At 59.8% G+C, this 20,910-nt stretch carries 22 protein-coding genes, 1 pseudogene and 1 other annotated feature; of the genes and pseudogenes, 19 read left to right on the top strand and 4 right to left on the bottom strand.

Translation table 11 applies throughout. From position 1 onward, the window contains the following. Positions 1-17: 17 nt before the first annotated feature. The 4 genes from MTP40_RS01690 (at position 18) to MTP40_RS01675 (ending at position 2,363) form a co-directional block, all read left to right on the top strand. Complete coding sequence (locus MTP40_RS01690) at positions 18-458, top strand: SpoVA/SpoVAEb family sporulation membrane protein (protein WP_050762766.1); 441 nt, start codon at positions 18-20, stop codon at positions 456-458. A gap of 135 nt (positions 459-593) precedes the next feature. Beyond that, positions 594-1,622, top strand: coding sequence for a stage V sporulation protein AD (locus tag MTP40_RS01685; protein WP_207697123.1), 1,029 nt, complete (start codon positions 594-596; stop codon positions 1,620-1,622). Next, the gene (locus MTP40_RS01680) at positions 1,619-1,975 is read left to right on the top strand and encodes a SpoVA/SpoVAEb family sporulation membrane protein (protein WP_005929703.1); all 357 of its coding nucleotides are present in this window, start codon (positions 1,619-1,621) and stop codon (positions 1,973-1,975) included. The genes MTP40_RS01685 and MTP40_RS01680 overlap by 4 nt, the downstream gene beginning before the upstream one ends. A gap of 106 nt (positions 1,976-2,081) precedes the next feature. Further along, a complete protein-coding gene (locus tag MTP40_RS01675; RefSeq protein ID WP_179860347.1) occupies positions 2,082-2,363 on the top strand; it encodes a peptidoglycan synthetase in 282 nt (93 codons plus the stop codon). A 1-nt stretch (position 2,364) separates the two neighbouring features. Here the strand turns inward: MTP40_RS01675 and rpsT are convergent, their stop codons facing one another. Then, the gene (gene rpsT / locus MTP40_RS01670; protein ID WP_005929709.1) at positions 2,365-2,625 is read right to left on the bottom strand and encodes a 30S ribosomal protein S20; all 261 of its coding nucleotides are present in this window, start codon (positions 2,623-2,625) and stop codon (positions 2,365-2,367) included. 176 nt (positions 2,626-2,801) lie between these two features. On the opposite strand from rpsT, the gene gpr reads away from it, so the two are divergent. Then, the gene (gene gpr / locus MTP40_RS01665; RefSeq protein ID WP_035393352.1) at positions 2,802-3,587 is read left to right on the top strand and encodes a GPR endopeptidase; all 786 of its coding nucleotides are present in this window, start codon (positions 2,802-2,804) and stop codon (positions 3,585-3,587) included. 154 nt (positions 3,588-3,741) lie between these two features. Beyond that, entirely contained in the window at positions 3,742-4,851 is a 1,110-nt protein-coding gene (gene spoIIP / locus MTP40_RS01660) for a stage II sporulation protein P (RefSeq protein ID WP_242699287.1), read from the top strand. A gap of 118 nt (positions 4,852-4,969) precedes the next feature. On the opposite strand, the gene MTP40_RS01655 is transcribed toward spoIIP, so the two are convergent. Continuing rightward, positions 4,970-6,454 carry a hypothetical protein gene (locus MTP40_RS01655; protein ID WP_098923429.1) on the bottom strand — a complete coding sequence of 495 codons (1,485 nt, stop codon included), beginning with the start codon at positions 6,452-6,454 and terminating at the stop codon, positions 4,970-4,972. Positions 6,455-6,617: 163 nt separating this feature from the next. Beyond that, positions 6,618-6,874: a binding site (T-box leader), on the top strand. Positions 6,875-6,921: 47 nt separating this feature from the next. Here MTP40_RS01655 and asnS point away from each other — a divergent pair. From asnS to MTP40_RS01625, 6 genes are all read left to right on the top strand, one after another. Continuing rightward, a complete protein-coding gene (gene asnS / locus MTP40_RS01650) occupies positions 6,922-8,310 on the top strand; it encodes an asparagine--tRNA ligase (protein ID WP_097772833.1) in 1,389 nt (462 codons plus the stop codon). 168 nt (positions 8,311-8,478) lie between these two features. Next, complete coding sequence (locus MTP40_RS01645) at positions 8,479-9,534, top strand: A/G-specific adenine glycosylase (protein WP_249259709.1); 1,056 nt, start codon at positions 8,479-8,481, stop codon at positions 9,532-9,534. A 127-nt stretch (positions 9,535-9,661) separates the two neighbouring features. Continuing rightward, positions 9,662-9,868 carry a phosphatase gene (locus MTP40_RS01640; RefSeq protein WP_156058963.1) on the top strand — a complete coding sequence of 69 codons (207 nt, stop codon included), beginning with the start codon at positions 9,662-9,664 and terminating at the stop codon, positions 9,866-9,868. A 165-nt stretch (positions 9,869-10,033) separates the two neighbouring features. Then, positions 10,034-11,338, top strand: coding sequence for a murein hydrolase activator EnvC family protein (locus tag MTP40_RS01635; RefSeq protein WP_249259708.1), 1,305 nt, complete (start codon positions 10,034-10,036; stop codon positions 11,336-11,338). Positions 11,339-11,427: 89 nt separating this feature from the next. Then, the gene (locus MTP40_RS01630) at positions 11,428-12,114 is read left to right on the top strand and encodes an anti-sigma factor family protein (RefSeq protein WP_249259707.1); all 687 of its coding nucleotides are present in this window, start codon (positions 11,428-11,430) and stop codon (positions 12,112-12,114) included. A 4-nt stretch (positions 12,115-12,118) separates the two neighbouring features. Beyond that, positions 12,119-12,604 (top strand): RNA polymerase sigma factor, encoded by a 486-nt coding sequence (locus MTP40_RS01625; protein ID WP_117535622.1) that lies wholly within the window; start codon positions 12,119-12,121, stop codon positions 12,602-12,604. Positions 12,605-12,713: 109 nt separating this feature from the next. Here MTP40_RS01625 and MTP40_RS01620 read toward each other — a convergent pair whose 3' ends face one another. Together MTP40_RS01620 and MTP40_RS01615 are read right to left on the bottom strand one after the other, a co-directional pair. Next, a complete protein-coding gene (locus tag MTP40_RS01620) occupies positions 12,714-13,865 on the bottom strand; it encodes a sensor histidine kinase (protein ID WP_156074526.1) in 1,152 nt (383 codons plus the stop codon). Next, positions 13,862-14,539: a response regulator transcription factor gene (locus MTP40_RS01615; RefSeq protein ID WP_156072628.1), complete on the bottom strand. Its 678-nt coding sequence runs from the start codon at positions 14,537-14,539 to the stop codon at positions 13,862-13,864. The genes MTP40_RS01620 and MTP40_RS01615 overlap by 4 nt, the downstream gene beginning before the upstream one ends. Positions 14,540-14,687: 148 nt before the next feature. Between MTP40_RS01615 and MTP40_RS01610 the strand changes: the two genes are divergently transcribed. The 7 genes and pseudogenes from MTP40_RS01610 to MTP40_RS01580 all read left to right on the top strand — a co-directional run bounded on the left by MTP40_RS01610 (position 14,688) and on the right by MTP40_RS01580 (position 20,906). Then, complete coding sequence (locus MTP40_RS01610) at positions 14,688-14,834, top strand: CD1871A family CXXC motif-containing protein (protein WP_165643166.1); 147 nt, start codon at positions 14,688-14,690, stop codon at positions 14,832-14,834. A gap of 25 nt (positions 14,835-14,859) precedes the next feature. Then, positions 14,860-15,744 (top strand): 4Fe-4S binding protein, encoded by an 885-nt coding sequence (locus MTP40_RS01605; protein ID WP_181967145.1) that lies wholly within the window; start codon positions 14,860-14,862, stop codon positions 15,742-15,744. A 12-nt stretch (positions 15,745-15,756) separates the two neighbouring features. Next, a complete protein-coding gene (locus MTP40_RS01600; RefSeq protein ID WP_156074524.1) occupies positions 15,757-16,716 on the top strand; it encodes a TlpA disulfide reductase family protein in 960 nt (319 codons plus the stop codon). Positions 16,717-16,756: 40 nt separating this feature from the next. Next, positions 16,757-17,188, top strand: a pseudogene (msrB, locus tag MTP40_RS01595) (peptide-methionine (R)-S-oxide reductase MsrB); the annotation flags it as partial. Between the two features lie 593 nt (positions 17,189-17,781). After that, a complete protein-coding gene (locus MTP40_RS01590; protein WP_249259706.1) occupies positions 17,782-19,779 on the top strand; it encodes a BglG family transcription antiterminator in 1,998 nt (665 codons plus the stop codon). A gap of 192 nt (positions 19,780-19,971) precedes the next feature. Then, positions 19,972-20,391 carry a PTS sugar transporter subunit IIA gene (locus MTP40_RS01585; RefSeq protein WP_099357231.1) on the top strand — a complete coding sequence of 140 codons (420 nt, stop codon included), beginning with the start codon at positions 19,972-19,974 and terminating at the stop codon, positions 20,389-20,391. Between the two features lie 23 nt (positions 20,392-20,414). Next, entirely contained in the window at positions 20,415-20,906 is a 492-nt protein-coding gene (locus MTP40_RS01580) for a PTS system mannose/fructose/N-acetylgalactosamine-transporter subunit IIB (protein WP_005933031.1), read from the top strand. Positions 20,907-20,910: the final 4 nt, after the last annotated feature.

Below are 20,910 nucleotides of genomic sequence, written 5' to 3'. Positions count from 1 at the left end.
AACCCGAGGTGACAGCCATGAAGATGACAGCGGAAGAATACGCACGGCGGGTGAAACAGGTCGGCCCCCGCTCCCCTCTGGGCTCCGACTGCCTGTGGGCCTTCTGCGTGGGCGGCGGCATCTGCCTGCTGGGCGAGGTGCTGCGCGGGTGGTATCTTGGCATGGGGCTGGAAGCCCAGCTTGCCGGTACCCTGACCAGCTGCACCCTCATCGTGCTGTCGGCCCTGCTGACCACGCTGGGGCTCTACCAGAAGCTTGCCGCCAAAGCCGGGGCAGGCTCGCTGGTGCCCATCACGGGCTTTGCCAACGCCGTGGTCAGCGCCGCCATCGAGTTCAAGCCCGAGGGCAGGGTCTGCGGCACCGGAGCCAAGATGTTCACCATTGCAGGGCCGGTCATCGTGTACGGCACGCTGGCCGCTGTGGTCTACGGTGGGGTGCTCTGGCTGCTGGGCGGCTGACCGCTCTGTCTACAATACGCCTGCCGGGATGCAAAAATTGCAGTTTTCCGGCAGAGCGGATGGAGCAGAATATCGCACGAGCGCTATTATAGCACAAATCCCAAAGAAAAACAGCCCTGAAAGGGGGATTTTTTCATGGCGACCCGCCGGGGTGACACCCTGATCTTCCCAAAACCGCCTGTCATCGCCGCACACGCCTGCATCGGCGGCAAAAAGGAGGGCGAAAGCCCGCTGGCGGCAGAGTTCGATGAGCTGCACAGTGACAACCGCCTCGGGCAGACCAGCTGGGAGGCCGCTGAAACGCAGCTGCAATTACAGACGGCGCGGCTCTGCCTGAAAAAAGCCCACGCCACCGAAAAGGATGTGAGCCTCCTGCTGGCCGGAGACCTGCAGGCCCAGTGCACGGCTTCGGGCTATGCGGCCCGGGCGCTGGGCCTGCCCTTTGCGGGGCTGTTCGGAGCCTGCAGCACCATGGCCGAGGCGCTGGGTGTTGGGGCCTGCCTGTGCAGCGCCGGAATGGCAGACGGCCTGCTGGCCATGACCTCCAGCCACTTCTGCACCGCCGAGCGGCAGTTCCGCACCCCGCTTTCCTACGGAGCCGTGCGCACCCCCACCGCCCAATGGACTGCCACGGCGGCAGGGGCCTGCCTGCTCCGCCCCGCCGGGCAGGGGGTTGGCATCCGGGCCGTGACCTTTGGCCGGGTGCAGGATCTGGGCATCCGGGACATCAACAACATGGGGGCCGCCATGGCTCCTGCTGCGGCGGCAACGCTACTGCGCTACCTCACCGATACCAACACCCAGCCGCAGGAGTTCGATGCCATCTGCACCGGCGACCTGGGGCATGTGGGCAGTCAGCTGTTCCGGGAGCTGCTGGCCGCCGAAGGCCTGCTCCTCAAGAACCATGTGGACTGCGGTTCCCTCCTCTATGATGCCGAGGGCCAGTCGGTGCACAGCGGCGCTTCTGGGCCGGGGTGCTGTGCAGCAGTGCTCTGCGGGCATCTCCTGCCCCGGCTGGAGCGGCGGGGGCAGCGCCGGGTTCTCTTTCTGGCCACGGGCGCACTGATGAGCCAGACCACCTTTTTGCAGAAGGAGAGCATCCCCGCCATCTCGCACCTGGTGGAGCTTGCTGCCCCGGAGGAACAGAACGGAGGGAACACATGAACTATTTCTGGGCATTCGTTACAGGCGGGGCCATCTGCGTGGTGGGCCAGCTCTTTCTCGACCTGACCGCCCTGACCCCCGCCCGCATCCTGACAGGCTATGTGGTGGCGGGCGTGGTGCTTTCGGCCCTTGGGTGGTACGCGCCGCTGGCCGAGTTTGCAGGCTGCGGTGCCACCGTTCCCCTGCTGGGCTTCGGGCATCTGCTTGCCAAAGGCGTGCGCACCGCCCTTGCCGAAGAGGGAGCCATCGGCATCCTGACCGGCGGGCTGACCGCCGCTGCTGCAGGCATCACCACCAGCCTTGTCTGCGGCGTGGTCTGTTCGCTGGTGGGCCGCAGCCACGACCAGAACTGAAGCAGAACTCTTCCTGGGACGATACACTTTTTTCGTGTATCGTCCTTTTCTGCGCCGATTCGCGCCCTCTGCATGGTATACTTTTCCAGAAAAGGAGATGATAGTCATGCGCGAGACTCTTGCAACGATCTTATGGGAGGGCTGGACCGCCCTCGTGCTCTGCGCGGCGGCGGTGTTCCTGCCCGGCAGCGAGGCCCTTACATATCCCGCCGTGCTCTGGCCCGGGCTGGTGCTGGCAGCTGCTGTGCCTGCAGGCTGGGCGTTCTGGGCGCTGGCAGAGCAGCCCGCGCCCCTGCCCCCGGAACAGCTGCTGGAAAAACAAAAACCCCCGTATCGGGTTCCCGATACAGAGGTTTTGTTCGTCAGTCGATCACTTGATCTGTCGTAAATCAGGCGTTCTTGTTTGCACGCTTGGCCATACGGCTGATCTTGCGAGAAGCGGTGTTCTTCTTGATGACACCCTTAGCGCGAGCCTTGTCGATCGCGGAAACAGCAGCCAGGACAGTTGCGTCCTTGTCAGCGGCTTTAGCATCGATGGCAGCGTCTGCCTTCTTGACGACTGTTTTCAGGTTGGTCTTAATGGCCTTGTTGTGAGCCTGCTCTGCAGCAGCCTGCACGACGCGGTCCTTCTGAGATTTGATGTTAGGCATTCGTTCCACCTCCTTGGCTACCTATAACAGCGCACCTTATGATACCATATTTGCCGTACCAGCGCAAGCCTTTTTTGAATTTTTGTTTAGAATTTTTTCATTTTCCCATACTTCTGGTACCGTTTGGGCGGGAAAAGCGCCCAAATACGGAAATTCAGACGGATGGGGGATGCAAAATGCGGGAAACTGACCTTGCCGATGAACTGTTCGGCCAGCCGGGCAAAACCGCCCTGCCCGCCGGGGTGCGCGTGGCAACGGCCCGTCAGGGCGGCGTGACGATCACCCGGGTAGAGATCGCGCGGGAGGGGCTGGCGCGGCCGCGGGGCCGGTATGTGACGCTGGAGGTCCCCAGCGTGAGCCTGCTGGACGAGCGGGACAGCGCCGTGATCGAAGCCGCCGCCGCAGAGCTGCGGCCCCTGCTGCCGCCCGAAGGCCCGGTGCTGGTGCTGGGGGTGGGCAACCGCCGGGTCACGGCGGATGCTCTGGGCCCCCGCACGGTGCAGAAGGTGTTCGTGACCATGGGGCCGCGCACCGTGCCGGTGCAGGGCATCCGGCCGGTGGCGGCTGTGGCTCCGGGGGTGTCGGCGGCCACGGGCCTGAGCTTACAGCAGCTGGCCGGGGCACTGGTGCGGGAGCTGCGCCCCGCCGCCCTGCTTTGTGTGGACAGCCTTTGCTCTGCCGAGCCGGAGCGGCTGGGCCGGACGCTCCAGTTTTCAGACACCGGGCTCCACCCGGCCCAGCCCGACCACTCCCGGCATCTGGATGCCGCCCGGCTGGGTGTGCCTGTCCTTGCGGCGGGCATCCCCACCCTGATGCAGGCCGAGGAGGGCCGGGATCTGGTCGTCACGCCCCGGGATCTGGACGGAGTCATCGCCCACGGCGCGGCCCTGCTGGGGGCTGCCATCAACCGGGCCCTGCAGCCAAAGCTGAGTGTAGCGCAGTTGTGCTGGCTGGTGGGGTAGCCCCTCTCGGTCTCGCCTTCGCTCGCCTGCTCCCCTGATAGGGGCCAGATTTATGCTGCTGCTGACCAGCTTCTCCTACTGGGAGAGGCAGCAATCCGTTCGCATTGATGGAGCGGTTCTCTCATATCTATTTTGCAGAAGGGGGTGAGGTTCCATGCGCAGGCGGGAAATGGCGGGGTGCAGGCATCCCCTGCCTTTTGCGGCAGCGGCAGGCCTTGCGCTGGGGCTGGCACTGTTTGCACACCAGCTGCTCCTCACGCTGGCGGCGGTGGTCATCGGGCCGCTGCCCGCCGTGCAGACCGCCCTTTACCTGAGCCGGAAAGACCTCTCCGAGAATGCCGCACAGGCCGTGAGCGAACCCGCGCAGGAAACACAGGCAGAGCCTGCACAGGAGGCTCCCGCCCTGCCTGCCGGTGACATTGAAGCCTACCTTGTCCCGCTGGAAGGCGACGAGGCCCGCCCGGAGGGAGCCGGTGCCATCCTGGAAAAGAACTATCCGCAGGGCAGCGGGGAGAAATACATTCCCTGCGGCAGCGGCAGCATCAAGAACAACACCAGCGTCTCCAGCGCCGACATTGCCGCCGAGATTACCAACCCGCTCCCCTTTGCGGTGGAGTGGAACAGCCCCGACCCGCAGATCCTCATCATGCACACCCATGCCACTGAGGATTACCGGCTCTCAGCAGGGCTGTGGTACCGCCCGGGGGACGGTTCCCGCACCACCGACCGGGACCTCAACATGTGCGCTGTGGGCCGGGTGATGGCGGACACCCTCAACGCCGCCGGGCTCAACACCCTGCACGATGAGACCCTGAACGACTACCCCAGCTACACTGGAAGCTACGCCAACAGCCGCGCGGTGGTGCAGCAATACTTATCGCAGTATCCCAGCATCAAGATCGTGCTGGATGTCCACCGGGATGCCATCGAGACTGAGAATGGCTCCCGCATGGCCCCGGTGTGCACCGTCAACGGGCGGCAGGCAGCGCAGGTGATGATCATCTGCGGGTGCGACAACGGCACCACGGTCAGCCTGCCCAACTACCGGCTCAACCTCCGCTTTGCCGCCGCCTGGGAAACCGCCATGGAGGGCCTGTACCCCGGCTTCACCCGCCCGGTCCTGTTCAGCTACCGGTTCTACAATCAGGATCTGACCCCCGGCAGCCTGCTCATAGAGATCGGCGGGCACGGCAACAACCTGAACGAGGCCCTCTATGCCGGGCAGCTGGCGGCCAATGGGCTGATTTCTGCATTAAAACAGTAAAACCTCCCAGTCCGCATCTGCTTCTTTGGCAAGTACGACCTGCCCTCTTTGCCAAGGGCTCCCCTATCAGGGGAGCTGGCGAGCGAATGCGAGACTGAGAGGTTTATTTTATTTCTGCTTATTCGTATACGATGCAGCCCAGGATCTGCTTGCCCAGCCGAACGATCTTCTCGTTCTGCTCCCGCACGGCATCGGTGCGGGTGACCGTGCAGTCGGCAGCCAGCACAATGGCATCGGCAGCCACCACATGGGGCACGGTGGCAGCGGCCTTGAGGATGCTCTCGGCGGCGGTCACGCTCTGGCCGCGCAGGGGTTCCGTGGCCTGCAGGGCAGCGGCCAATGCTTCCAGCTGGTCCGCAGGCAGATCGCCGGTAACCAGAATATTCTTCGCCTCCGGGGCGCGGCTGCGGATGGTCTGAGCCATCAGGCAGAGCATCTCAGCGTCCGCGCTGCCATCGGGGCGGCCCTCCATCTGATAGAGCTTCGCATCCAGCTTTCCGGCTTTCTTGGTGCGGTCGCTGGCCAGCGCGCCCAGCACGGGCAGGCCGGTGGAGCGGTTCAGCTCACTGGCCGAGTAGACCATGCCGTCCAGCAGGAACTTGACCACGACCACGCCGCAGGCAAGCACACCGCCCAGCAGGAAGCCAATGAGCAGGTACTTTGCCACCGAGGAGGCAGCGCCGCCGCCCAGTGCGGGCTCCTCCGCACTCTCCCAAGTACTCTTAGCAGAAGCCAGATTGTCATCCAGCGCCTGACGGGCACTCTGCAGTTCCACCAGCTGGCTCTGCAGATTCTGAACATCTTCATTGCTCGTCTGCTGCAACGCACGCAGTTCCGTGGAGACCCCCTGTGTCACGCTCTGATCAATCACGCGTACACTGTGGCTGCACACAGCAGCTGCCGCTTTATCATGGATCAGATCCAGACGACCCAGCAGCGCGTTCAGAATTTTCTCTGCGGTCTGCTGATCTGCAGCATACGCCTGCAAGGTCATCACGCCGTTATACTCGCCACTGTCGTTCTGGGAAAGTTCTACCGTGACCACGCCCTTCAGGTAGCGCACATCTACCCCTACGGCATCAGCGGCAGCATTCATGGAGTCACCGCTGACCAGCTGTTTCTGATATGCAGCCAGCAACGCACCGGTCGGGTCAACATTCTGATACGCAGAACCCGGCTGGATTTTGTAGCCGCTGTCAATATAAAGGTCAGCCTGCGCCGTCCAGACATTATAAACGTCCAGATTTTTTAGCAGCGACTTTTCTGCATAGTCCTGTGCCTGTTTCAGTGCTTCCTGCACACTGGACTGCGCATCCTCGTTGCTCTTCGCCGTCAGCTCGTACTGCTGCACAGCAAACTCATAATCCTTCTCTTTCTGCTGATACTCAGCCAGAGCCTCTTCATAAGCAACCTGATCTTCTGCCGAAACAGCGCCGCCGCGCAGGATTTTTACCCCGGCAAGGCCGCCAGCGATCACAGCACAGACCACCGCGGTCAGCAGGATAGGCTTGAGCTTGTGCAGAAGGGTCACCATGAGCGCGACGAGGTCGATCTCTTCCTCATCCTGTGCGCCGGTGGGGTAAGTGGTTTGATTTTCGTTCATGCTCTACTCCTCAGGACAAAGCCAATCTTCATGTTTGTTCCGTTTTGTGCAATGCACATACTATAACAGGATAAATAATAGCATCCTTTCCGTCAGAATTCAACCGTTTTCCCACAAAAAGCCGATTGACAAACCGGTGCTGCTGTGCTATTTTTAGAATTACCGAAAAGCAAGGATCGGGAAAAGTAACGCATCCCGGACGCTACAGAGAGCGCGGCAGCAGCTGAGAGCCGCGTGCGGGCCAGTGCGCGAACGAACACCCGGGAGCTGCAAACTGAACACGGCATTCTGCCGCCAGTAGGTGCGCCGCAAAGCCCAGCGTTACCAGGGCAGCGCTTATTGGAGCGCGCGAGCGACCGGACACTTCCGGTAATTCAGGTGGCACCGCGGACATTACAAGACAGCTTGTTCGCCCTGAAAATTCAGGGCAAAGCTGTCTTTTTATTTTTATATCGGAGGAAAGAAAGATGGAACGTACTGAGATCGTCTCGCTGTACAAGAACACTCCCGCCGACGGCACGGTGGTCACCGTGTGCGGCTGGGCCAAGAACATCCGTGATTCCAAGAACATCGGCTTCATCGCCCTGTCGGACGGCGGCTGCTTCAAGACCCTGCAGGTCGTGCTGGAGGCAGGCAAGCTGGCAAACTACGAGGAGGTCATCCACACCGGCCTGTACAGCAGCCTGCGCATCGTGGGCCGCATCGTCCTGACCCCGCAGGCAAAGCAGCCCTTTGAGCTGAACGCCGACAGCGTGGAGATCCTGGGCGACTGCCCCGCAGACGAGTACCCCCTGCAGAAAAAGAAGATGAGTATGGAGTATCTGCGCACCATGCCCACCCTGCGCCCCCGCACCAACACCTTCAACGCCGCATTCCGCGTGCGCAGCGTGGCTGCCTACGCCATCCACAAGTTCTTCCAGGAGAACGGCTTCATCTACTCCCACTCTCCCCTGCTGACCGCTTCCGACTGCGAGGGTGCCGGTGAGATGTTCCAGGTCACCACGCTGGATCTGCAGAACGTGCCCAAGAACGAGGACGGCACCGTGGATTACAGCCAGGACTTCTTTGAGAAGCCCGTCAACCTGACCGTTTCCGGCCAGCTGGAGGCCGAGGCCATGGCCATGGCCTTTGGCAAGGTGTACACCTTCGGCCCTACCTTCCGTGCGGAGAAGAGCTTTACCACCCGCCACGCCGCCGAGTTCTGGATGATCGAGCCTGAGATGGCCTTCTGCGACCTGAAGGGCTACATGGACACCGCCGAGGCCATGACCAAGTTCGTCATCCGCTACGTGCTGGACAACTGCCCCGATGAGATGGCCTTCTTCAACCAGTTCATCGACAAGGGCCTGATCGAGCGCCTGGAGCTGGTGGCAAACAGCGAGTTCGGCCGCATCACCTACACTGAGGCCATTGAGATCCTGAAGAAGAACAACAAGAAGTTCCAGTTCCCCGTGGAGTGGGGCGTGGATATCCAGACCGAGCACGAGCGCTACCTGACCGAGGTCGTGTTCAAGAAGCCCGTCTTTGTCACCGATTACCCCAAGGAGATCAAGAGCTTCTACATGAAGATGAACGCGGACGGCAAGACCGTGGCCGCAGCTGATATGCTGGTGCCCGGCATCGGCGAGCTGATCGGCGGCAGCCAGCGCGAGGAGAACTACGACAAGCTGGTGGCCCGCATGGACGAGCTGGGCATGGACAAGACCAACTACGAGTGGTACCTGAACCTGCGCAAGTTCGGCGGCGTGGAGCACGCCGGTTACGGCCTGGGCTTCGAGCGGATGATCATGTACCTCACGGGCATCCAGAACATCCGTGACGTACTGCCCTTCCCCCGCACCGCTTACGGTTTCTAAGGATTAAATTCAACCCTCTCAGTCAAAGCCTGTCGGCTTTGCCAGCTCCCCCGAAGGGGGAGCCTATTGCGGCTCTTGGATAAAGGCAGCATAGCCTCCCCCCTCGGGAGAGGTGGCATTGCGGAGCAATGACGGAGAGGGTTGTTTTCAACAAGGAGATAAATACAAGTGGAAAATATCGCTCCTGCCCTGTTGGACTGGTTCTACGCCAACCGCCGCATCCTCCCCTTCCGGGAGGACCCCACGCCCTACCATGTCTGGCTGAGCGAGATCATGCTGCAGCAGACCCGGGTCTCGGCGGCGCTGCCCTACTACGAGCGCTTCCTTGCCGCCCTGCCGGATATCCCCGCGCTGGCCGGATGTGAGGAGGAAAAGCTGCACAAGCTGTGGGAGGGGCTGGGTTATTACAGCCGGGTGCGCAACCTGCAGAAGGCAGCGAAGATCGTCTGCGTTCAATACGGCGGGCAGCTGCCTGCTGATTACAACGCCCTGCTGGCCCTGCCCGGCATCGGGGAGTACACGGCGGGGGCCATTGCATCCATCAGTTTCGGTCTCCCGGTTCCCGCCGTGGACGGCAACGTCCTGCGGGTGTTTGCCCGGCTCTACAACGACCCTCGGCTGGTCACCGACCCGCAGGTGAAGCGGGAGTTCACGGCACGGGTCATGGAGCACCAGCCGCCCGCAAAAGCCGGAGACTACAATCAGGCCCTGATGGAGCTGGGCGCGCTGGTCTGCCTGCCCAACGGCGCACCTCTGTGTGAGCAGTGCCCGCTGGGCACGCTCTGCCGGGCCCGGGCCGCAGGCACCGCCCTCTCCCTGCCCCAGAAAACGCCCCCCAAGGCCCGGCGCATCACACCGGTCACGGTGGTGCTGGTGCTGAACGAGGGCCGGGTGCTGCTCCAGCAGCGGCCGGCCAAAGGCCTGCTGGCCGGGCTGTGGCAGCCGGTGCTGTGGGAGGATACCACCCTCACCGCCGCAGAGACCGCCGCCCGCCTTGCTGCCCTGGGACTGGACTGCACAGGGGTACATTTCACGCCCCTGCCTGCGGCCAAGCACATTTTCACCCACATCGAGTGGCACCAGAGCGGCTATTTCCTCACTGTGCCGGAGCAGCCCGCCCCCGCAGGCTGCGTCTGGGCCGGAAAGGAGCAGCTGGAGGCTGCGTACACCCTGCCCGGTGCCTTCAAGGTCTACAAAAAGCTGCTGCTGACCAAATTGCTGTGATTGCCCGGATTGATGAAATTTCTGCATTTCGGATTGTAATTTTTTGCTTTTCCGGGTATAATAGCCTTATCAAAATGAACTCCGGTTCCATGAACCACCGTTCCCCACCAGAAAAGGAGTGTGTCCTATGAAGAAATCCTGTCTGATCGCTGTTATCGCCACGCTGGCCGCTGTGGCCGGTGCGCTGGCCGCCGTGGCTGTCTATCTGCACCGCCGTGAGAAGGAGCTGGACGAGTACGAGCGTCTGCTGTTTGGCGAGGATAAGGCTGAGACCGTTGAGCCTGCCGCAGAGCAGCCCGCAGAAGACACTTCTGCCGAGGATGCCGCAGAATAAACCAAACACCGAAAAACGCACCCGGCTTGTCCCTGCAAGCTGTGGTGCGCTTTTTTATACGCCGCATTGATTAATCAACCTCTCAGTCCCCGCTCCGGCGCGGCCAGCTCCCCTGGCAGGGGAGCCAAGTGCAGGGATGCGGCTTTGTAACAGGAGTACATATCCATGAAACGATTTTTGTTGTGGGTCGTTGGTGTCATTCTGGGCGTTGCTGTGCTGCTGGGCGCGGTGATGACCGTGAGCTATTCCTTTACCGGCGAAGGGGCCCGCCCGGCGGCAGACACGCAGTTCGGCGGGCAGGCGCTGGAAGTGAACGGCTCCTGCTGGCAGGTGCCGCTGCTGGGCGGCGTGTTCGATAAGGTGTTCACCAGCCCCGAAACGCTCACCGTGCAGAAACTGGGCGTGCTGTATGACGCACACCCGGCCCTCGCCCTGCCCGATTGGGCCAGCTACACCACCCTGACCATTGAAACCGACATCGGCAGCATCGTATTTGCGGGGTCGGCCTCTCAGTACGAGGACTTTCTCTTCCCTGCCAACGGGGATTACAAGGCAAAGCTGACGGTCTGGCGGCTGCCGCAGGACTATCTTGCCACCCAGTTTGAGGGCGGCTCCACCGGTGCCATCCGCAAGAACCTGGGCGTGGAGCACCCGGCCAAACCCACGGGCTGGTACAGCTACTCCTTCCGGTTCACCCTGCAGGCCAGTGCGGAGGTCGCCCTTTCCACCGAGCGGCTGGAGCAGGGCGGTGTGGCGGCGCTTTCCATCACCGGCCTGACCGGCGAGACCGCCCCCACCGTGGAGACCGACCTAGGCAGCGTTCAGTGCGTCCGGCTGGGCAGCGGCTGGCGCGCCTACATCCCCGCCGCCTACAACGCTTCGGCGGGTGGGCACACGGTCAACGTTACCGTCAACGGCGAGACCTTTGCCCGGACGCTGACCGTTCTGCCCAAGGATTTCGGCACCGTGGAGGTGGAGCCGGAACCTGCATCCACCGAGGCCGCCAACACCGAGTTCCGGAACAACATCTGGCCCCTGTACGAGCAGCCCGCGCGGGAAAAGCTCTGGGCCGGTGCCTTTCTCTGCCCGGCAGAAAACTACATGACGCTGGTGGATTTCGGTCAGGTCAAGGTGACCGGCGGCCAGCAGGGCAGCCGCTCCAACTCCACCCGGCTCTACACCATCCCCGGTGAGCCCTGCCGTGCCCCGGCGAATGGCGTGGTGGTCTTTGCAGGCGATCTGGCCCTCACCGGCAGCACCGTGGTCATCGATCATGGCTGCGGCGTGCGCAGTTATCTGTACGGCCTGCAGGAGCTCTCCGTGACCCGCGGGCAGACTGTGGAGCGGGGGCAGGCTGTCGGCGTGCTGGGCGAGGAGCTGACCATGGACTTCAAGCTCGGCAGCAAGAGCGTGAACCCCTGGCCCCTGTTCCAGACCAGCGGCGGGTTATTCTGGCAGGAGAAGGGCTGATCCTGCAAAAAATTTGCAGAAACCTGTAACGCTTTCTCCTTTTCTGCGTTATTGGGGTGAAAGGCCATGAAAAAGGAGGGCAAAAGACGATGAAAACGAATTGTGATATCATCCGTGACCTGCTGCCGCTGTATGCGGAGCACATCACCAGTGAGGCCAGCAACGCGCTGGTGGAAGAGCATCTGGCCGAATGTGAAGCCTGCCGCGCCGAGCTGGAACAGATGGAGCAGCCGGTGCCGGTACGGCCGGAAGCGCAGCCGGATGCGCCCCTGCGCAGGATCAGGGCCGCCCTGCAAAGAAGGAGCATCCGTGCAGCAATCGGCTCTGTGCTGGCTGCCCTGTGCGCTCTGGCAATGATATTCTGGATGGGCACTGCCCGCGTCCCGGCCACCACAGAGCAGGCTCATTTCTGGACATACAACCGCAAAGAGAATGGCGCTGACATCTGCATTCTGGAAGTGCAGGGCGAGGGTGTCTGGCTGGATATGGAGGGCACCTTCAGCTGGGGCAAGCCGCAGATCACTGTGCGGGCCATGCGCTACCGCTTTCCGGGCGTGCATCGGGTACTGACAGCCCTGGTGGGTTCTGATCGATCCACTGTATGGGTCATGGTGTCTCGCACCCAGCTGCTGACCGTGGACTGCGCAGACCAGACCCTGTACTACCGCGATGGACAGCTGGTAGACCGCTACATCGTGCAGGAAAACCCGGACGGTACCTTCGACTACGCCTACGGCACCGACCAGGAATACGGCATCGACTATAAGAAGGGCTGAGCCTATGGACATCGACAGCGTTTACCGGCTCTATTTCCGGGATGTGTTTCTGTTCCTGCAGGGCCTGACCCACAACGAAGCGCTGGCCGAGGAGCTGACGCAGGAAACTTTCTTCAAGGCACTGGACGGTCTGAAGGACTACGATGACAGGCAGGATGTACGGGCGTGGCTGTTCACGGTGGCCCGCAACGCCTATTATTCCCACTGCCGCCGGACAAAGCACACTGCCCCGCTGGAAGATGCCGAAACCGCCCCCGCCGACACTCCGGACATTGCCCAGCTGCTGGTCGATCAGGATGCGGCATTCACCGTGCATCAGTGTCTGCACACGCTGGACGAGCCTTACAAAGAGGTGTTCAGCCTCCGGGTATTCGGCGAGCTGCCCTTTGAGCGCATCGGGCTGATCTTCGGCCACAACGCCGCATGGGCCCGGGTGACCTACTACCGGGCCAAGACCCAGCTGCAAAAGATGCTTTCCTCTTCCACCTGACATTCCCTATCACAGCAGAACGCCCCCGGCCCAAAGGCGCGGGGGTGTTCTTTTTGTGCGCAGGACTCAGGCCGTTTTGCCTGCTCAAGCTGACCAAAATAAAAGGGGGTTAGGGCTTCGCTGATTGTTGCGTTGGCAGCTCCACCGCAATGGTAGTGCCCTTCTCCGAACTTTTCTCCACCCAAACGGAGCCGCCGTGGAGGTCGGCGATCTCCCATACCAGTGAGAGCCCCAGTCCTGCGCCGCCGTATTCCCGGCTGCGAGACTTGTCCACCCGGAAGAAGGGCTGGAAGATACTGCGCTGATACTCCTCCGGGATGCCGCAGCCGGTGTCGGAGACGCGGAGCAGGAGCTTTTCCAACTCCTGAGTGACAGAAACCCGTACCGAGCCGCCCGGCTGGTTGTACTTGACAGCATTCTCCGTCAGGTTGAAGATCAGCCGGTAGATCAGTGCATCGCTGCCGGTCATAATGCCGTCGCCCTCCGCCGTCAGCGTGACACCGAGCTTATCTGAGAGCGGCGCAAGATCTGTGAAGATCTCCTCGATCATGGGAGCGAGCTGGATCCGCTCGTTCCGCGCCACCTGCCGCAGATTGCTCATCTCCAGCAGCGTCTTGGTCATCTGTGCCAGCCGCTCCGTCTGCTCGCGCAAAAGCGTGAGGAACTCCGCCGTCTCCGGCCGCACATCAGGATGCTCCGCGGAAAACAGCTCCAACTGCGCCTGCATTAGTGCCAGTGGCGTGCGCAGCTCGTGGGCGGCGTTGCCGGTGAACTGCCGCTGGGCGGAAAAGGCGTTGTTCAGCCGCTCCAGCATCTGGTTGAACGAGCGGCTCAGCTGCCGGAACTCCGAAATAGTGTCTTCATCGATCCTCATATCGGCAAGATTGTTCAGCTGCACCTGCTCCACCTGCGAGGTAAAGCTGCGCAGGGGCTTGAGAGCGCGTCCGCTGACGAAATAGGCGAGGATGCCGCTGAGCAGCGTTACCGCCGCCGTGATGTACCAGTTGGTGGTGCGGAAGCGCCCCTGCACCCCATCGACGACGATGGTCAACTCCTCGTTGGGCGCTATGAGCTGCGGGTCAAAGCTCGCCGCTCCGCCATCATTCAGGATCACCGTGCCGCCGCCTTGTAAACTGTCCGCAATGGTGTCCATATAGTACACACCGGAGGAGCACAGCAGCAAATTCATGGCCACGCAGGTGATGCCGATGAGCAGGACGGTCATCAGCGTGATGCGCCACTGCAGGGAAAGCCGCTTCATTCCTCCTCGCCTCCCATCAGATAGCCCTCGCCGATGCGGTTGCGGATGGGGTCATAGCCCAGCACGGCGCGGAGCTTTTTGCGCAGGGCGGAGATGTGGACGCGAATGGAATTGCTGAAGTTGTCCACGCTGTTGTCCCAAACGTGATCCATCAGCTCTTCCTGACTCACGGGCCGCCCCTGATGCACCATCAGGTATTCCAGGATCCCCGTTTCCTTCCGGGTCAGCGTCAGCGTCTGCCCATTGACGGCGGCGGTACGGGAGCGGGTGTCAAAGGTCAGGCCTCCGCAGCTTAGCAGCACATCCTGCTGGGTGAACTGCCGCAATGTCAGGCTGCGGATGCGGGCCTCCAGCTCCGCCAAGTGGAAAGGCTTTGCCAGATAGTCGTTCGCCCCGGCATCCAGCCCCTGCACCTTGTCCTCCACTTCGCTGCGGGCGGAGAGAATCAGCACCCGCGTCTCCCGGTCGGTCTGCCGCAGGGTGCGCAGCACTGTCATGCCGTCCTTTTTCGGCAGATTCAGATCCAGAAGCACCAGATCGTATCGTTCCACGCCCAGAAGCGCCAGCGCCTTTTCCCCGTCATAACAGTAGTCCACGCTGTAGGCCAGCCGCCGCAGGCTGCGGACGATGGTCTCGCACAGGGCGCGTTCATCTTCAATTACTAAAAGGTGCATGATAGCCCTCCTTTTTATTTCTTCGTTTTTTGTGTTGCTTTCATTATAGCAAAAACAGATAAGGTTTGCGTTAAGTTTTCGTTCTTAACAGAGACTTTAACTCTCCCGCGCTATGATGGGGGCAGAAAATCGGAAAGGGTGATGAAAAATGAGCTGCGGGAAAAAGGCAGCGGCGCAGATCGTGCTGCTGATGGCCGGAGCCGCCATGCTGTGCTTCGGTGTCTGGCGGGGCGAGGCGGCGACAGTGCTGAGCAAAGCAATCAAATTATGTCTGGAGTGTGTAGGCATTGGGTAAAAAGTTTTCAGGCGTTTCACAGACCATGTCCCGCTTCCGGGGCTGGATTCAGGCGGGTGCGGCGCTGCTGACCAACCTGCATCTGCCGAACTTTCTCAAGGGCGGACTGTATCAGGGGGCGGGGAAGACCGTCTGCGTGCCGGGGCTGAACTGCTATTCCTGCCCGGCAGCCTCCGGTGCCTGTCCCATCGGTGCGTTTCAGGCAGTGGTAGGCTCGTCAAAATTCAGTTTTTCCTATTATATCACAGGCTTTCTCATTTTGCTGGGAGTCCTGCTGGGACGCTTTATCTGCGGCTTTCTATGTCCCTTCGGCTGGTTTCAGGAGCTGCTGCACAAAATCCCGACAAAGAAGCTCTCCACAAAGAGGCTGAAGCCGCTGACATACCTGAAATACGCTGTCCTGCTGGTGATGGTTTTCCTGCTGCCGGCGTTCCTTGTGAACGATGTTGGCATGGGAGACCCGTTCTTCTGCAAATACCTCTGCCCCCAAGGCGTGCTGGAGGGAGCCATCCCTCTGTCCCTTGCCAATTCCGGCATCCGGGCGGCGCTGGGCAAGCTGTTTACATGGAAATTCAGCATCCTGCTGTCGGTGATTGCGCTGAGCGTACTGTTCTACCGACCGTTCTGCAAGTGGCTCTGCCCGCTGGGCGCGTTCTACGCGCTGTTCAACCGGGTGTCCCTCTTCCAGATGAAGGTGGATAAGAATAAGTGCGTTTCCTGCGGGAAATGCGCCAGAGCCTGCAAGATGGATGTGGATGTGACGAAAACGCCCAACCATACCGAGTGCATCCGCTGCGGAATGTGCATCCGCGCCTGTCCGACGAACGCCGTGTGCTTCCGCTACGGCTTCGGCGATGGAAAAGAGAAAGAAAACGCAGCGACACTGCGAGAAAACAACAACAAAGCTTAAGGAGAAACGAATATGAACGTAAAGAAGATACTGGCTCTGATGCTGTGCGCGATGATGCTGCTCTCCCTTGCAGCCTGCGGCGCAAAGGGCAACGACAAGCAGGCGGATATGAGCGGAGACAGTTCCGCCATGACCGGCGAGCCGAAAACCGCCGAGGAGGCGCTCGCTCTGCACAAGGAGCTGCTGGAGCGGGAAAACGCGCTCCTGTCGGAAAATGCCGAACTCTGGGAGAAGGTGTTCATGGCGGCCGATAAGGGCATGACCATGCAGGAGGACGGCAAAAACTACGGCGACTTCCTGCTGGATACCGTCGAGGCCGCTAAAGAGCAGTTCACCGACAAGGAGTATGCGTGGCTGAAGGAGTCCGCCACGGAGATCAGCAATATTGAAAACCGGCTGACCGAGTTGGAAGAGAAGTATCCCGAGATCATCCAGAAGTCCATGGATGGCGATATGAGCATGCCCGCGGGCAGCGACACGAGCACCCCTCCCGACGACGGCAGTATGCAGAAGTTCCCCGCCTTTGAAGGGAAAGATCTGGACGGCAACATGGTGAAGAGCGACGAGCTGTTCTCTGCCAACGCCGTCACCGTAGTGAATTTCTGGTTCACCACCTGCAATCCCTGCGTAGGCGAGCTTTCCGAGCTGGATGCGCTGAACAAGGAACTGGCGGAGAAGGGCGGCTCCCTCATCGGTGTCAACACCTTCACGCTGGACGGCGACGAAACGGCAATTTCCGAGGCGAAGGATGTGCTTGCCAAGAAGGGTGCCACCTATCAGAATGTGTATTTTGACTCCGACGGTGAGGCGGGAAAGTTTACTACCAACATCTTTGCCTATCCCACCACCTATGTGGTCGACCGCAGTGGCAATATCGTGGGTGAACCCATCGTAGGTGCCATCACGGAAAAGAAGCAGGCGGAGACGCTGCAAAAGCTCATCGACCAGGCTCTTGCCGCCGATATGGGCTGACCTGAGATTTAAAAAGTACCTGCTGCGCGCCATTGCCTTGCCCTCGGCGGGATCCATCCGGGACAAGCTGACGGCGGAGCAGTACCGTGTTACGCAGGAGAGCGGCACAGAGCACCCTTTCACAGGCGAGTTCTGGGATAAGTTTGAAAAGGGCATCTATGTGGATGTCGTCACCGGCGAGCCGCTCTTTTCCTCCACGGATAAGTACGAGAGCGGCTGCGGCTGGCCGGCTTTCACAAAGCCCATCGAGGAGCCTGCCGTGGTGGAACTGGAGGACCTGAGCCACGGAATGCGCCGCACGGAGGTCAGAAGCCGTGCCGGAGATTCTCACCTTGGTCATGTGTTCACCGGCGATCCGGAGTCCCCCAATGGCGTGCGCTACTGCATCAACAGTGCGGCCCTGCGCTTTGTGCCTTACGCAAAGATGAAAGCAGAGGGCTACGGATATCTTCTGTATCTGTTCGAGGAATGAGTTCGCATAATACAATGTTCCATCATCTAGTCCAAACAGAATTTCAGGCATAGAAAAAGCCCGGGAAATGGCATATTCCCGGGCTTTTTTAGCATTATTAAGCTGTAGATTAGCGCTTGGAGAACTGAGGTGCACGACGTGCAGCCTTCAGGCCGTATTCACCTGACCTTGATCCGAAAAGTCCAGTATTCATGCAGGTTTTCGGGCTTTCCTCTCTCAGTAAACCCATAGGTAAACCCACGAAATCGCGAAATTTTTGGTGTAGTTTAACGCAGCCCGAATGCTGCATTCACAATGCTGCTCAATTCCTCAGGTTTATTATGTATTCTCCTCCTATCTATCTTCATACACAAAATCCAAGAACAGCGTGTCATGCAAAAGAGCCGCAGTCAGCACAAATAATTTTTGTGTAGCAAGCAATGACGGAGAGGGTGAGGATGCTAACAATCAAGCCATTCTCTAATTATATCCCAAAACCGGAAATGCCGCTCTGGGCTGAAAAGCTCGGAGCGGCATTTCCGGTTTCCGGCTTGCATTTCGGGCAGTGTTTTACTACAATAAAGGCAGGAATGATTGGGAAAAGGAGCGGTTTTATGTCCAGCAGAGCCTTGCAGATCGTGACCCAGTTGAGCAATGCCCCCGAACAGACGATGACTTCGCAGGAACTGGCGGAGCGGATCGGTGTCAGTGCGCACACCATCAAGAATGAGATGCCGCAGGTGGCGCAGATCCTGAATGAGAATGGTGCCCGGCTGGTTTCCCGGCGGCATAAGGGCTACTATGTGGAAGTTCTGGACCCGGAAGCATACGATACCTTTTCGGCTGTGACCAGCATCCGCCAGATGCCGGGCAGTATGCTGAACGCCGACCGGGAAAGCCGGGTGCGGTATCTGTCCCGGCGCATCATCTCCACGGAAACCGGCATTAAGAAAGAACAGCTGGCCGATCAGCTTTTTCTCTCGGCTTCGGCATTGCGGGAGCCACTGAGCATGGCGACCCGCCTGTGCGAGAGCTTTGGCCTGCGGATCGTCTCACGCCCCGGCACCGGAATGCGGGTGGAAGGAGAAGAGTACAAGCGCAGGCTGGCACTGACCGAGGTCTCCGGTGTGCATTTCCACAAGGAAACGCTGGATTGCAGTGACCCGGACAGTGCATCCTGGCTCAGCTGCGGATACGAAGAGCGGCAGGATATCCGGCATACATTTCTGAAGATCCTGCGGGAAAGCCCGATCTCCCTGCGGGACAGTGCGACCCAGCGTGTGGCGGTCTACCTGATCATTGCACGGAACCGGGTGCAGAACGGCCATGAGATCCGGCTGCCGGACCCATGGCTGGAAAGCATCTCCGGAACGATGTTCTATCCGCTGGCACAGTCCATTTACCACACACTGGAGGAACAATACGGGGGCTATGCCATGCCCCGGGATGAGGTGGCGTTTCTGGGCATTCTGCTGTTCAGTATGCTGGATGTGAACCTGAAGCGGGACCCGTTCAGCCTGCATCCCGGCTTTGCAGGGCAGGCGGGACGCTTGCGGGACCGGGTGCTGGTCTACCTGAAGCAGGAGACGGGACTGGATTTTGCGCTCTTGCCAATGGCAAGGGATCTGCTGCAGCAGATCCTATTCAATCTGATCGCACAACATTTCTATGGAATGGATGGTGCAATGCAGTATGACTATGTTTATGAACTGCAATTTCTGGATTGCCCGCTCTGTGCGGAACTGAGCCGCCGGGTGATCGAATTTATCCAGACGATTTATCCGGTCCGGGCAAATCGGTTCCTGCTGGCAATGCTGAGCTGCTATTTCTTCAGCCTGCTGCACGAAATCCGGTATCCCATCCGGCCGCTCCGTCTGTGCTCCACCCATTTTCTGGGAACCGAGTATGCCCGGATCCAGACAGAGGGCCTGAAAGAGCGTTACCCCGAACTGATCGAAGAGATCACGCCGATGAACCTGTACGAGCTGCGTCGCATCGACCCGGCAGAATGCGACGGAGTGCTGCTGGGAAATGGCGCAGAACAGGAAGAGGGAATAAAGCCCGGCTACCGGTATGATTACCCGGTGGAACTGTTGCTGCTGATCCGGAACGAACGGGACTTTGACCGTGTTTACAACACCCTGCTGGTGGAAGCATACCAGTACCGGCAGCAGCTTCCGCCGCCGGAGAATTATCGTGTAATCCGAAACTTCCAGTATTACACGCCGGAGCAGTTCTTCCAGTATCTGGCGGGGGTACATGGCAGGGACGAAGCTGAACGGCAGGCGCTTCTGAATCGGTGGATCTCCCGGGAAAAATGCTGGACGTACCAGTGCGGCGAGGTCGTGGTGGTCTTTCAGGAGGAACAGGGCGCAGAAGGGGAAGAGATCCGACTGGAATTCTACCCGCTGGAAAAACGGGCGCTCTGGGGAGAACAGAAGATCCGGGCGCTGCTGTATGTCGGCGGCGGACTTCACGACTGGCAGAAGATGAAAGCGCTGAATACACTGCTGTACTCTTTTGTGCGGTATCCGGAAGAACTGGAAGCCTTTGCGGAGGACCCGCCCCGGATGGCGGCGGAATGGCTTCGGCGCTCGTTGCAGACTATGTAAAATCACCAAATCATGGCGCACAGTTTTGAACAGGGTGTTCAACTGTGCTCCATTTTGAACTTATAAAATGAAATCAAAACGACTTGAACTTATTCTATAAATCAAAAAGCGTTGAACTCTGTGCAAAATAGAGATAAAATGTGAACATCGAAGGAAAATAATTAGCTTGTAGTCGAAAAGAGGATGCCTGTTATGCTGAAAATCTTTCTCTCGTCCCATGGCTCAATGGCCAGCGGAATGCAAAGCTCGCTGAAGATCCTGATGGGAGAGTGCGAGAATTTGACCGTATTTGATGCCTATCTGGATGAGAGCTGCGTGCAGGATCATCTGGATGCGTTCTATGAGACTGTCGGTCCGGAGGACGAAGTGCTGCTGTGCAGCGACCTTTACGGCGGCAGCGTGAATCAGGCCATGTTCACCTACCTGGACCGCCCAAACACCCGGCTGGTGAGCGGTGTGAACATGAGCTTCATGATGAATGTTCTGAGCGAGGATACCCTCAGCGACGAACGGCTGGATGAGATCATTGAAGAAAGCCGCGAGTATCTGCGCCGTGTGGAACCGGAAGTTCCTGCGGACACGGCACCGGCAGGCAGCGACGACTTCTTCTGATAAAAAGAAAGGATGGAAAACTTATGATCAAATGGGTACGTTTGGATGAGCGCATGATTCATGGCCAGGTCGCCACCAAGTGGAGCCGCACGCTAGGCGTTGACCGCATCGTGGTGGCAGATGATACGGCGGCTGCCAGCGATATCATGCAGAAATCCCTGATGATGGCTGCACCGGCCACCTGCAAGACGGCGATCGTGACGGTGGATAAGGCGGTCTCGCTCTGCAACGATCCCCGTGCAGCCGGTCTGAAGATCCTGCTGATCGTCAGCACGCCGGAAAATCTGCTGCGTGTGGCCAAGGAAGTCAAGGATATCCCGCAGATCAATGTGGGCAATTATGGCCGCATTGCTCCCAAGCACGGAACGGAAGCCCGCAAGACCTATACCAAGAATCTGTATGCCTACGAGGACGAAGTCGAGGTTCTGCGGCAGGTCATGGCAACCGGGATCCCTTGCAATGTGCAGACCATCCCCGATGATGTTCCGCAGGAACTTTCCAAGGTACTGGGCTGAGCGT

The sequence above is a fragment of the Faecalibacterium sp. IP-3-29 genome, assembly GCF_023347335.1.
Classification (GTDB): Bacteria; Bacillota; Clostridia; order Oscillospirales; family Ruminococcaceae; genus Faecalibacterium; species Faecalibacterium duncaniae.
Note: the sequence above shows the minus strand (reverse complement) of the source record. Positions and strands in the feature narration are given on the sequence as shown.

What these genes read in the sequence shown, in the direction of transcription:
- MTP40_RS01690 (WP_050762766.1), top strand. Translation starts at nt 18, where the DNA reads ATGAAGATGACAGCGGAAGAATACGCACGGCGGGTGAAACAGGTCGGC.
- MTP40_RS01685 (WP_207697123.1), top strand. Translation starts at nt 594, where the DNA reads ATGGCGACCCGCCGGGGTGACACCCTGATCTTCCCAAAACCGCCTGTC.
- MTP40_RS01680 (WP_005929703.1), top strand. Translation starts at nt 1,619, where the DNA reads ATGAACTATTTCTGGGCATTCGTTACAGGCGGGGCCATCTGCGTGGTG.
- MTP40_RS01675 (WP_179860347.1), top strand. Translation starts at nt 2,082, where the DNA reads ATGCGCGAGACTCTTGCAACGATCTTATGGGAGGGCTGGACCGCCCTC.
- rpsT (WP_005929709.1), bottom strand. Translation starts at nt 2,625, where the DNA reads ATGCCTAACATCAAATCTCAGAAGGACCGCGTCGTGCAGGCTGCTGCA.
- gpr (WP_035393352.1), top strand. Translation starts at nt 2,802, where the DNA reads ATGCGGGAAACTGACCTTGCCGATGAACTGTTCGGCCAGCCGGGCAAA.
- spoIIP (WP_242699287.1), top strand. Translation starts at nt 3,742, where the DNA reads ATGCGCAGGCGGGAAATGGCGGGGTGCAGGCATCCCCTGCCTTTTGCG.
- MTP40_RS01655 (WP_098923429.1), bottom strand. Translation starts at nt 6,454, where the DNA reads ATGAACGAAAATCAAACCACTTACCCCACCGGCGCACAGGATGAGGAA.
- asnS (WP_097772833.1), top strand. Translation starts at nt 6,922, where the DNA reads ATGGAACGTACTGAGATCGTCTCGCTGTACAAGAACACTCCCGCCGAC.
- MTP40_RS01640 (WP_156058963.1), top strand. Translation starts at nt 9,662, where the DNA reads ATGAAGAAATCCTGTCTGATCGCTGTTATCGCCACGCTGGCCGCTGTG.
- MTP40_RS01635 (WP_249259708.1), top strand. Translation starts at nt 10,034, where the DNA reads ATGAAACGATTTTTGTTGTGGGTCGTTGGTGTCATTCTGGGCGTTGCT.
- MTP40_RS01630 (WP_249259707.1), top strand. Translation starts at nt 11,428, where the DNA reads ATGAAAACGAATTGTGATATCATCCGTGACCTGCTGCCGCTGTATGCG.
- MTP40_RS01625 (WP_117535622.1), top strand. Translation starts at nt 12,119, where the DNA reads ATGGACATCGACAGCGTTTACCGGCTCTATTTCCGGGATGTGTTTCTG.
- MTP40_RS01620 (WP_156074526.1), bottom strand. Translation starts at nt 13,865, where the DNA reads ATGAAGCGGCTTTCCCTGCAGTGGCGCATCACGCTGATGACCGTCCTG.
- MTP40_RS01615 (WP_156072628.1), bottom strand. Translation starts at nt 14,539, where the DNA reads ATGCACCTTTTAGTAATTGAAGATGAACGCGCCCTGTGCGAGACCATC.
- MTP40_RS01610 (WP_165643166.1), top strand. Translation starts at nt 14,688, where the DNA reads ATGAGCTGCGGGAAAAAGGCAGCGGCGCAGATCGTGCTGCTGATGGCC.
- MTP40_RS01605 (WP_181967145.1), top strand. Translation starts at nt 14,860, where the DNA reads ATGTCCCGCTTCCGGGGCTGGATTCAGGCGGGTGCGGCGCTGCTGACC.
- MTP40_RS01600 (WP_156074524.1), top strand. Translation starts at nt 15,757, where the DNA reads ATGAACGTAAAGAAGATACTGGCTCTGATGCTGTGCGCGATGATGCTG.
- MTP40_RS01590 (WP_249259706.1), top strand. Translation starts at nt 17,782, where the DNA reads ATGTCCAGCAGAGCCTTGCAGATCGTGACCCAGTTGAGCAATGCCCCC.
- MTP40_RS01585 (WP_099357231.1), top strand. Translation starts at nt 19,972, where the DNA reads ATGCTGAAAATCTTTCTCTCGTCCCATGGCTCAATGGCCAGCGGAATG.
- MTP40_RS01580 (WP_005933031.1), top strand. Translation starts at nt 20,415, where the DNA reads ATGATCAAATGGGTACGTTTGGATGAGCGCATGATTCATGGCCAGGTC.